This window comes from Streptomyces sp. NPDC049627 (assembly GCF_044465645.1).
Lineage (GTDB): Bacteria > Actinomycetota > Actinomycetes > Streptomycetales > Streptomycetaceae > Streptomyces.
This window is the reverse complement of sequence record NZ_JBITLW010000001.1, coordinates 1,115,641-1,124,368: the sequence shown is the minus strand read 5'-3', so window position 1 is coordinate 1,124,368 and position 8,728 is coordinate 1,115,641. Positions and strand designations below refer to the sequence as shown.

General features: G+C 72.3%; 8 protein-coding genes and 1 pseudogene. 7 read left to right on the top strand and 2 right to left on the bottom strand.

Annotated elements, in window-relative coordinates:
* Positions 1–184: 184 nt before the first annotated feature.
* Positions 185–943 carry a CDP-alcohol phosphatidyltransferase family protein gene (locus ACIBU0_RS04955; RefSeq protein ID WP_398811809.1) on the bottom strand — a complete coding sequence of 253 codons (759 nt, stop codon included), beginning with the start codon at positions 941–943 and terminating at the stop codon, positions 185–187.
* Positions 944–1,051: 108 nt separating this feature from the next.
* Between ACIBU0_RS04955 and ACIBU0_RS04950 the strand changes: the two genes are divergently transcribed.
* The 5 genes and pseudogenes from ACIBU0_RS04950 to ACIBU0_RS04930 form a co-directional block, all read left to right on the top strand.
* The gene (locus ACIBU0_RS04950; protein WP_398811685.1) at positions 1,052–2,035 is read left to right on the top strand and encodes a dehydrogenase; all 984 of its coding nucleotides are present in this window, start codon (positions 1,052–1,054) and stop codon (positions 2,033–2,035) included.
* Positions 2,036–2,199: 164 nt separating this feature from the next.
* The gene (locus tag ACIBU0_RS04945) at positions 2,200–2,598 is read left to right on the top strand and encodes a 6-pyruvoyl trahydropterin synthase family protein (protein ID WP_398811682.1); all 399 of its coding nucleotides are present in this window, start codon (positions 2,200–2,202) and stop codon (positions 2,596–2,598) included.
* Positions 2,595–3,809, top strand: a complete 1,215-nt coding sequence (locus ACIBU0_RS04940) for a glycosyltransferase family 4 protein (protein WP_398811680.1) — start codon at positions 2,595–2,597, stop codon at positions 3,807–3,809. Before ACIBU0_RS04945 ends, ACIBU0_RS04940 begins: the two co-directional genes overlap by 4 nt.
* 86 nt (positions 3,810–3,895) lie before the next feature.
* Positions 3,896–4,843: a class I SAM-dependent methyltransferase gene (locus tag ACIBU0_RS04935; protein ID WP_398811677.1), complete on the top strand. Its 948-nt coding sequence runs from the start codon at positions 3,896–3,898 to the stop codon at positions 4,841–4,843.
* Positions 4,840–5,826 (top strand): annotated as a pseudogene (locus ACIBU0_RS04930) (lysylphosphatidylglycerol synthase transmembrane domain-containing protein); the annotation flags it as partial. The gene ACIBU0_RS04935 and the pseudogene ACIBU0_RS04930, both read left to right, overlap by 4 nt.
* Positions 5,827–5,972: 146 nt before the next feature.
* Here the strand turns inward: ACIBU0_RS04930 and ACIBU0_RS04925 are convergent.
* Positions 5,973–6,761, bottom strand: a complete 789-nt coding sequence (locus tag ACIBU0_RS04925) for a creatininase family protein (protein WP_398811674.1) — start codon at positions 6,759–6,761, stop codon at positions 5,973–5,975.
* 41 nt (positions 6,762–6,802) lie between these two features.
* Here ACIBU0_RS04925 and ribA point away from each other — a divergent pair, with 41 nt between their 5' ends.
* Positions 6,803–7,471 carry a GTP cyclohydrolase II gene (ribA, locus tag ACIBU0_RS04920; protein ID WP_398811671.1) on the top strand — a complete coding sequence of 223 codons (669 nt, stop codon included), beginning with the start codon at positions 6,803–6,805 and terminating at the stop codon, positions 7,469–7,471.
* A gap of 185 nt (positions 7,472–7,656) precedes the next feature.
* Positions 7,657–8,728 (top strand): NAD(P)/FAD-dependent oxidoreductase (locus tag ACIBU0_RS04915; RefSeq protein ID WP_398811806.1); only part of this gene is annotated, 1,072 nt, incomplete at its 3' end.

Here is an 8,728-nt window from a genome sequence, read left to right as displayed (position 1 = left end):
GCAACCGCCCGACCGAGGACGGACACCCCCCGGCGCGGCCCCGACCCCCCACCGCCCGCAGGCGCTACGCGCACCCCCACCCCACCCGCACAGGCCGCCGCAGGCATCACGCGCACCCCCACTCACCCCGCACAGGCCGCCGCAGGCACCCCCGCCCAACCGCCGGAGGCAACCCGCAACCCACTCAGGACGCCACCAGCTCCCGCACCTCCGCCACGGATACCTGCTCCGTCCGCGACGTCCGGTACAGCCACAGGATGTCCCGTCCGAACGACCACACCAGCGCGGCCAGAGCCACCGCCGCGACCGCGAACGTCGCCGCGTAGGGGAGATAGCCGGACGCGGCCAGCAGCAGGAACACGCCCTGCATCGCGGCGACCGTCTTGCGGGCCGTGCTCGGCGGGAGCGCGGCGTTCAGCCAGGGCCAGACACGGGCGGCGGCGACGAAGCCGTAGCGCATGGCGCCGATGAGGAGCACCCAGGGGCCGAGCGACATCGAGACGTACACGCTCAACACCAGGATCAGAAACGCGTCGACCTCCATGTCGAACCGGGCGCCCAACGCCGTCGACGTGCCCGTGCGCCGTGCCACCTTGCCGTCCACGCCGTCGAGGATCAGCGCGACCGCCGTCAGTCCGACGAACAACGTCACCGGCGGTGAGCTCTCGAAGGAGTCCGCCACCAGCGCCGTGACGCCGCCCACGAGCGTCGCGCGGCCGAGGGTGACCCGGTTGGCCGGGCCGAAGGAGCGCAGCCGGGAGCGGTGCAGGGCCCGGGAGAGCACGGCCCACGTGGCGATGGCGAAGGCGAGGCCGGTGAGCCAGCCCGCCGGCCCCATGCCGATCGCCGAACCGAGCAGGGCCAGCAACAGGATCTGCACGCCCGCTCCCACAGCGGTCTCCTGCTGGACCAGCCTTGCGTCGTATGTGTTGTTCAGGGCCACCGCACATTCCTCCGGCCAGGTGACAGAGTCGATCAAGGCCGCGTACTGTGCGCGACCTGTGCACACCTCGGTACGTGGACAGCCCGCAGATCGTTCAGGAGGATCCCGATGAACCGCAGCGCACATGCGTTCTGGCTCAGCTCTCCGGGCAAGGGAGAGATCCGGGAGGTCGACCTGCCGGAACCCGGCGAGGGCGACGTGCTGGTGCGCTCGCTGTACTCCGGGGTCAGCCGGGGCACGGAGACACTCGTGTTCCGGGGAGGGGTCCCCGAGAGCCAGTACGCGGCCATGCGGGCGCCGTTCCAGGAAGGCGAGTTCCCCGCACCGGTGAAGTATGGCTACCTGAGCGTCGGCGTGGTGGAGGAGGGTCCCCCGGAACTCGCCGGCCGCACGGTCTTCTGCCTCCACCCGCATCAGACCCGGTACGTCGTCCCCGCCGCCGCGGTGACCGTCGTACCGGATTCCGTGCCCGCCGGGCGAGCCGTCCTCGCCGGTACCGTCGAGACCGCCGTCAACGCCCTGTGGGACGCGGCTCCCCTGGTCGGCGACCGGATCGCCGTGGTCGGCGGCGGCATGGTCGGCTGCTCGGTGGCCGCCCTGCTGGCCCGCTTCCCGGGCGTACGGCTGCAGTTGGTCGACGCCGACCCCGGCCGGGCCGAGGTCGCCGAGGCGCTCGGCGCCGGCTTCGCCACACCCGACGAGGCGCTCGGCGACTGCGACCTCGTCGTGCACTCCAGCGCCACCGAGCAGGGCCTCGCCCGCGCCCTGGAGCTGCTCACCGCCGAGGGCACGGTCCTCGAACTCAGCTGGTACGGCGACCGGCAGATCGCCCTGCCGCTCGGCGAGGCCTTCCACTCCCGGCGGCTCGTCCTGCGCAGCAGCCAGGTCGGCACCGTCTCCCCGGCCCGCCGCGCCAGCCGCACGTACGCCGACCGGCTCGCCCTCGCCCTCGACCTGCTCGCCGACCCGGCTCTCGACGCCCTCGTCACCGGGGAGAGCGCCTTCGATGAACTGCCCGACATCATGCCGAAGCTCGCCTCCGGGGAGATCCCGGCGCTCTGCCATCGCGTCAGCTACCCGGACACGCCCTGACGGACTCCTTCAATACGGGACGACCGATACGGGACGACAAGAGCGCCTGACCTGAGAAAAGAGTGAGAGACCGCTGAACAACGGGAAGCCAAGAGCCGTACTACACGGCGTCCCCGGCAGCCATCAGCGGGGGATGAGGAGCGCACCGCCTGGAGGGTCGTCCGTTGTTCAGCATCACCGTCCGCGATCACATCATGATCGCCCACAGCTTCCGCGGCGAGGTCTTCGGACCCGCGCAGCGCCTGCACGGAGCGACGTTTCTGGTGGACGCCACGTTCCGGCGCGAGCAGTTGGACGACGACAACATCGTCGTCGACATCGGACTGGCCACGCAGGAACTGGGTGCCGTGGTCGGCGAGCTCAACTACCGCAACCTCGACAACGAACCCGACTTCGCGGGGATCAACACCTCCACCGAGTTCCTCGCCAAGGTCATCGCCGACCGGCTGGCCGAGCGGATCGAGAAGGGTGCCCTCGGCGAGGGCGCCAGGGGCCTCGCCGGTCTCACCGTCACCCTGCACGAGTCGCATGTCGCCTGGGCGAGTTATGAGCGTGCCCTGTGACCGACGTGACGCTGGAGAAGCCGGCCGAGCCGGAGCCGACGACGGCCGACAACGTCAAGCTCGGCTATGTGCCCGTGCAGCACTCCGTCCTGAAGAACGCCGAGATCATCCCCATGTCCCTGCGCTCCGTGCACTTCGTGATGCCGGGCGGCGTCGACGACCAGACCGCGCCGAGCGGCGGCAACGCCTATGACCGGCGGGTGAGTCTGGATCTGCCCGGCTTCGGCTGGCAGGTCCACAAGCACGCGGTGGACGGCAGCTGGCCCCGCCCCGGCGCGGCGGCCCGTGCGGAACTCGCCCGCACGCTGCGGGAGTTCCCGGACGGCACGGTCGTCCTCCTCGACGGGCTGGTGGCCTGCGGTGTGCCCGAGGTCATCCTGCCCGAGACGGAACGACTGTGCCTCGCGGTCCTCGTCCACCTCCCGCTCGGCGACGAGACGGGACTGGAGCCCGCCGTCGCGGCGGAACTGGACGCGCGCGAACGCACGGTGCTGCGGGCCGTCCCCGCGGTGATCGCCACCAGCGACTGGGCGGTCCGCCGCCTCGTCTCCCACCACGGCCTCGCCCCCGACCGGGTCCATGTCGCCGCCCCCGGCGCCGACATCGCGCCCCTGGCGTCCGGCACGGACGGAGTGTCGCGGCTGCTGTGCGTCGCCGCCGTGACGCCGCGCAAGGGACAGCACCGGCTGGTGGAGGCGCTGGCGGCGGTGACCGACCTGCCGTGGAGCTGCGTGTGCGTGGGCGGACTCACCCAGGATCCCGGGTACGTGGCCGATCTGCGGTCCCGAATAGCGCGGCGCGGCCTCGAGGACCGGCTGGTCCTGGCGGGCCCGCAGGCCGGCGCCGACCTCGACGCCAGCTACAACGCCGCCGACCTCATGGTGCTGACCTCCTACGCCGAGACGTACGGCATGGCGGTGACGGAAGCGCTCGCGCGCGGCATCCCCGTGCTGGCGACGGACGTCGGCGGTCTGCCGGAGGCGGTCGGCCGGGCCCCCGACGGCGGCGTCCCCGGCATCCTCGTCCCGCCGGAGAACCCGGCCGCGATCGCCGCGGAGCTGCGCGGCTGGTTCGGCGAGGCGGACGTACGACGCCGGCTGAAGGCGGCGGCCCGCGGACGCCGGGCCGCCCTGAACGGCTGGGCCGGCACGGCCCGCAGCCTGGCCGCGGTACTGGGCCGACTGCCGAACGAACCCCGGAGGGCGGCATGAGGAAGACGGCAGTGACACAGAGCGGGACGACGCTTCCGGCCGGGGAGCCGGTGGTGGAGAGCGGGATCGTTTCGGCAGGGAGCGGCATGAGTGGCGTATCCGTACCGGCGGCGGCTGACGCGGACGCCGTGATTCTCGGGGCCGGGCCCAGCGTCCGTCCCGGCGAGCGGGCCACCGTACGACTCCGGGATGCCGACCCCGACGATCCGCCGCGCTATGCCCCGGAGTGGCTGGAGCTGCGAGAAGACGCCGATGCCGCCGCGCGGGCGCACAACCTGCTGGACCCCCTGCGGATCCGGCTCGCCAACCTGCCGGGACGGTCCGGCCTGGTCATCCATGACCTGGGCTGCGGTACGGGCTCCATGGGCCGTTGGCTCGCGCCCCACCTGGACGGCGCCCAGCACTGGGTCCTGCACGACCGCGACCCCTACCTCCTGCACTTCGCGGCCGTGGCCTCCCCGCGCTCCGCCGCCGACGGCAGCCGTGTCACGGTCGAGACGCGCCGCGGCGACGTCGGCCGCCTCACCCCGGACGCCCTCGCCGGCGCCTCGCTGGTGACGGCCTCGGCGCTGCTCGACGTCCTCACCCGCGAGGAGGTCGACACCCTCGCCGCCGCCTGCGCGGGCGCCGGATGCCCGGCGTTGCTGACACTCTCCGTCGCCGGCCGCGTCGAACTCACGCCGTCCGACCCGCTGGACGCGGAGATCGCCGAGGCGTTCAACGCCCACCAGCGGCGTTCGGGGCTGCTCGGCCCGGACGCGATCACCGCGGCGGCCGAGGCGTTCTCGGAGCGCGGTGCGACCGTCCAGGTCCACCCCAGCCCCTGGCGCCTCGGCCCCGACGAGTCGGCGCTCATGGCCATGTGGCTGCGCGGCTGGGTCGGCGCGGCGGTCGAACAGCGCCCCGAACTGCGCGAACGCGCCGACCGCTACCTGCGCGACCGGCTCGCCGCCTGCGAGGCGGGCGACCTGCGCGTCGTCGTCCACCACAGCGACCTGCTGGCCCTGTGCCGGCCGACGGGCGGAGCGTCATGACCGTGGAGACGGTGGCCACCCCCACCCCCGCAGCCGTCTCCCCCTCCCGCATCGCCGTCATCGTCACCGAGCCCCGTCCGGACGCGGCCACCTCCGGCGCGCCGCGCCTCCGCACGCCGCTGCGCGCCTCCGTCCGCACCGTCCTGTCCCGCCTCAACACCCCCACCGTCCGCACTCACCTGGGCACCGCCATCGGTGTCGCCATCCTCGTGGTGCTGTTCTGGCGGCTCGGTACCGGTGTGTTCCTGGACGGGCTGCGGCGGATCGACGGGCCGGCGCTGTTCGCGGCGCTCGGGATCGGGGCCGTCACCACGGTGTGCAGCGCGTGGCGTTGGCAGCTGGTGGCGCGTGGGCTGCGGATCCGGCTGCCGCTCGGGCCGGCCGTCGCCGACTACTACCGCGCCCTGTTCCTCAACGCGGCCCTGCCCGGCGGCGTCCTCGGCGATGTGCACCGGGCCGTGCGGCACGGGCAGAGCGCCGGTGACCTGGGGCGCGGTGTGCGTACGGTCGTTCTCGAGCGGACGGCCGGGCAGGCCGTCCTCGCCGCCGTCGGTGCCGTGGTCCTGCTGACCATGCCGTCACCGGTGCTGAACGAGGCCCGGGACCTCACCCCCGTCCTGCTGCTCGCCGCGGCAGGCGCGTTCGCCGTCGTGACCGCCGTGCGCATGAACCGCACGCCCTCCCGGCGCGACCGGCCGAACCCGACGGGCCTGCGCGGCACGCTCGGTGAGGCACGGGAAGCCCTGCTGTCCCGCCGCAACGGGCCCGGCGTCGCCGTCTCCTCCGTCGTCGTCCTCGCCGGTCACCTCGCGATGTTCGTGGTCGCCGCCCGGGTCGCCGGCAGCACCGCCTCCGTGGCCGTCCTGCTGCCGCTCGCCGTCCTCGCCCTGCTCGCCATGGGCCTGCCCCTGAACGTCGGCGGCTTCGGCCCCCGCGAAGGCGTCACCGCCTGGGCGTTCGGCGCCGCGGGGCTGGGCGCCGACACCGGACTGGCCGTCGCCGTCGTGTACGGCGTGCTCAGCTTCGTGGCCGCCCTGCCCGGTGCCCTCGTCCTGGTCGCCCGTTGGTACTCCGGTCTGCGCGCCGGCTCCGGGTCCGCCGCCACCGGGGCGGACCCGGAGACCGGCCGCTATGCCCTTGCGCCTGTCGTGTCCCGTACGGAATCGTCCGCGGAGGTCAGCAGTGACACATACGCGCCGAAGGAATCAGCGAAGCTCGCCAGCAGCCGCTTCCCCTTTTCCGCGGAGCCCAGCGAAGGACGGCCTATGACACCCGAATCGGTATAGGCGGACATACCGAGGGTCAGCAGATGACGGCGGTCGTCCGCCACGAAATCGGAAGTCTCATAACCGGGTCGGATCAATTCGGGATGAGCGTGCAGAAGGATGGAGGTCTCAATTTCCCCCGCGTGCATGTCGGTGAGCAGCGAGGTCTCCACCCCCGCCCGCTCCCGCGCCGCCTCCCAGTCCTCCGGGGCAGGGAACAGCGCCATCCGCTCGCCGCGCGCGGAGGACTCCTGAACGACATTGCCCAGTACGTAGTTACCGCCGTGCCCGTTGACCAGCACCAGGACGTCGACGCCGGACCGGCGGAGCGAAGCCGCTATGTCCCGTATCACCGCATGAAGGGTCACGGAGGAGATGCTGACGGTCCCCGGCCAGTCCGCGTGCTCGTGCGAGCAGGAGATCGTCACGGGCGGAAGGAGGTGCACCGGGTGCACGGCGGCGATCTCGCGCGCGATCGCGCAGGCGACGAGCGTGTCGGTGGCCAGCGGAAGGAAGGGACCGTGCTGCTCGAAGCTCCCGACGGGAAGGACCGCGACCTGTCGTGAGACGCCCGCTCCTCGCGTCCGTACGTCCTCGGTGGTGTCCGCCGGCACCAGCGAGTGCGCCGCCGGCTGCGTCTGCGAATCACTCATCTTTTTCCGGCCTTTCGTCTCTGCTTAGGAACTGAAGAATCATGACAGAAAAAATTGGTGTCCTCGGCAAGAAGTCCGCACAGCGGACGCAGCGTTCCGGTGTGGAGCGCGTGGTGAATGCCCCCTTGCCCACCGTGTACGGGGAATTCCGCGCGATCGGTTACCTCGACCACGACCGCGGCGACGAGCAAGTGGCCCTCGTCTACGGCGAGATCGGCACTCAGGACGTCCTCACCCGGCTGCACTCCGAGTGCCTGACCGGCGACGCCTTCGGCTCCCAGCACTGCGAGTGCGGCGACCAGCTCGCGTCCGCGCTGCGCGCCGTCGTCGCCGAAGGACGCGGCATCGTCGTGTACTTGCGGGGCCACGAGGGCCGCGGCATCGGCCTGCTCGCCAAGCTGCGCGCCATGGCCCTGCAGGCGGAGGGCCTGGACACCGTCGAGGCCAACCTCGCGCTCGGCCTGCCGGTGGACGCCCGCGACTACGGAGTCGCCGCGGAGATTCTGCACGACCTGGGCGTCAACTCCGTCCGGTTGATGTCCAACAACCCGCGCAAGCGGGAGGCGTTGCTGGAGCATGGCATCAAGGTTGCCGAGCAGGTGCCGCTGCTGATACCGCCGTGCGAGAACAACATCACCTATCTGCGGACGAAGCGGGAGCGGCTCGACCATCACCTGCCCCATCTGGACGCGGTGGCGCACCTGTCCTGATTCCCGTACGGGCCGGCTGGGAAGGGTCGCGAAGGAAGTGCCGCGATTGATCGTCGGGCGTCTGCTGCGCCGTCGTGGCTGGTCGCGCAGTTCCCCGCGCCCCTGAGGGCGTTGTCCGGCCCGTAGGCAGGAAAGGTGAAGGTGTGAACACGCACGCGAGCGTCGTCGTCATCGGAGGCGGCGTGATGGGGACCAGCGTCGCCTACCACCTCGCCCGGGCGGGCGTGCGGGACGTCGTGCTCGTCGAGCGGGACGAGCTGGCCTCCGGGTCCACCTCGAAGGCGGCCGGCGGGGTGCGGGCGCAGTTCTCCGACGAGCTCAACATCCAGCTCGGGGCGCGCAGTCTGGAGGCGTTCGGCCGGTTCGAGGAGGAGACCGGGTACGACATCGGGCTGCACCGGGTCGGCTATCTGTTCCTGCTCTCGACCCCGCAGGAGGTCGCCGGCTTCGAGGCGGGCGTCCGGCTGCAGAACTCCTTCGGCGTGCCGAGCCGGATGATCGACCCGGCCGAGGCGCAGCGGCTGTCCCCGCTGATCACCACCGACGGCCTGCTGGCGGCCGCGTTCTCGCCGGACGACGGTCACTGCACCCCCGAATCCGTCGTCCACGGCTACGCGTCCGCCGCCCGCCGGTACGGCGCACGGATCTTACGGCACACCGACGTCACCGGCATCGAACTGCGCGGCGACCGGATCACCGCCGTGACGACGACCATCGGCCGTATCGCCACCGACACGGTCGTCTGCGCGGCCGGCGCCTGGTCACGGGCCGTCGGCGCGATGGCCGGCGTCGACCTGCCGGTGGTGCCGCTGCGCCGCCAGATCGCGGTCACCGAGCCGGTCGAGGGGCTGCCACCGCACCTGCCCATGACCATCGACTTCACCACGACCCTGTACTTCCACCGCGAGGGCCCCGGCCTTCTCCTCGGCATGTCCGACCCCGACGAGCGGCCCGGTTTCGCCACCGACACCCACGACCGCTGGATCCCCCGCCTGGCCGAGGCCATGGAACGCCGTGCCCCCGCCCTCCTCGACCTGCGCCGCACCGGAGGATGGGCGGGCCTGTACGAGGTCACCCCGGATCACAACGCGCTGATCGGCGAGGCGACTTCCGTGTCCCGTTTCCTCTACGCGACCGGCTTCTCCGGGCACGGCTTCCTCCAGGGCCCGGCCGTCGGCGAGGTCGTCCGCGACCTGTACCTCGGCCGCGCACCCTTCGTGGACGTCAGCCCCTTGAGCGCCGACCGGTTCGAGGCGG

Excerpts from the sequence above, each read along its gene's own strand:
- ACIBU0_RS04925 (WP_398811674.1), bottom strand. The coding sequence starts at position 6,761 with ATGAGTGATTCGCAGACGCAGCCGGCGGCGCACTCGCTGGTGCCGGCG.
- ACIBU0_RS04950 (WP_398811685.1), top strand. The coding sequence starts at position 1,052 with ATGAACCGCAGCGCACATGCGTTCTGGCTCAGCTCTCCGGGCAAGGGA.
- ribA (WP_398811671.1), top strand. The coding sequence starts at position 6,803 with ATGACAGAAAAAATTGGTGTCCTCGGCAAGAAGTCCGCACAGCGGACG.
- ACIBU0_RS04935 (WP_398811677.1), top strand. The coding sequence starts at position 3,896 with ATGAGTGGCGTATCCGTACCGGCGGCGGCTGACGCGGACGCCGTGATT.